The 1552-nt window shown below is 48.4% G+C and carries 1 protein-coding gene; it reads right to left on the bottom strand.

Features of this window, described 5'->3' with window-relative positions:
* Window positions 1-1440: M20/M25/M40 family metallo-hydrolase (locus ON064_RS18170; RefSeq protein WP_274625864.1), on the bottom strand; the 1440-nt coding region annotated here is incomplete at its 3' end.
* Window positions 1441-1552 lie beyond the last annotated feature (112 nt).

Here is a 1552-nt window from a genome sequence, read left to right as displayed (position 1 = left end):
ATAGCTTCTGCCGTAAACTGGCGTGTTTTGTTCATATGTCTGCCAGCCTTCGTTTTGATCCTGGAAATTGACGTAACTTAAATCGGAGATGCCGTTGAAATAATGGCCTTGCTTCACTTCCAGGCCAAACCGCTCTAACGCCGTTTCTTGTACTTGCTGAATGCATTTCTGGACAAGCTTGGAATCGCTTGAATTGACTGGCGGATAATAGGGCGGCGCAAACAGCAAGATGACCGCAGGCGTCAGTTCATGACATTGAATCAACAATTGATCGGTGATGGCATGGGATTGCTCCCGCACATCGTGGTCCACATCCTCTGTCACATTCGACATGATCTGCTCAACCGTTTTCTCGCCCAATTTTTCAAGCGCATATTCCTTCAGCTCTTCAAAGCGGAAAACTTTCACTTCGTTGACCGGCTCGATTCCTTCACGTTTGCACATCTCCACGTAATCACGGCTCATTTTAGCCAATGCTTCACGAGCCGTTTCTTCAAACATTTGCATCGTTTCTTCTGCATTGCGTTCGAGCAGGAAAACATTGTACATCGAAACTGCGCGATACGGCGTCTGCGCAGAGTATTCCATTTTAACGTCGCGCTGCAATACCGTGACCGGAAGCGGCGATGTTTCACCGTAAAGCGTTTCACGGAATTTCGGGTTCCAGCTCATTTCCTGGGTCAAATACGAAGCCATATAATTCGAAGTCAGCCCGCTGAGCGGTTCGCCGACATGTGTTTCTTTCCCGTAAAATAAGGCGCTCGGCATGATTTTCCCGATACTTCCGCTGTAGACTTTAAAATCGCTTTCTTTTGGGTCCTGGGCAAATACCGGTTCGCCGTTCAAGAATAAAGAATAATCGAGCTGATGCGTTTCGGCCAGTTCCAGTAGAAACGGGACGGCATGGCGCATGCCATTGGAATTGACTTCCTCATCCGGCACCGTCAACAGTACAAGATTGACCGGCCATTGTTCCGTCGATGCCTTTTCGAGCAAGGCCATATGCAAAGCGAGCCCCGCTTTCATATCCATCGTGCCGCGTCCGAACAAATAATTGCCCGATTCCAAATCGGCCAAAGCTTCTTCAGTGAGCATTTCCTTCCGGTCATGGAGCGCACGTGTCAACAGGCGCGGATTTGAAGCCAGCGGGCGCAAAACCCCGTAATCCTCAGTGGACACCGTATCGAAATGGCTGATCAGAACGACCGTATCCACAGCGTCTTCATGTTTATAAAGTGCCGTCAAAAACGTCCGGCCCCAGTTGACTTCGCCGAGCTCTAAGTGGTCCGGGTGCTGTTTAAAATACTCCAATTCACCCAATAACCCTTTTAACTTAACCGGGAATTCCGCTTCCCCTTGCGTCAAGTAAATACTTTCCCAGCTGACCAGCTCGCACAGCAAATCCTCCAATTTCTCCGGTGTGTCCCAGAAACGCTCCATTTAGACCAATCCTTTCCTGTTCCTTTAAATTGAACTTATGGTGTTTAGTTATCGTCATGTCAAAAAGAACCATTTTATCTTCCTAAATGCTTCGAACAGCCCGTGCGATTAA

The sequence above is a fragment of the Planococcus sp. A6 genome, assembly GCF_028823615.1.
GTDB lineage: Bacteria > Bacillota > Bacilli > Bacillales_A > Planococcaceae > Planococcus.
Note: the sequence above shows the minus strand (reverse complement) of the source record. Positions and strands in the feature narration are given on the sequence as shown.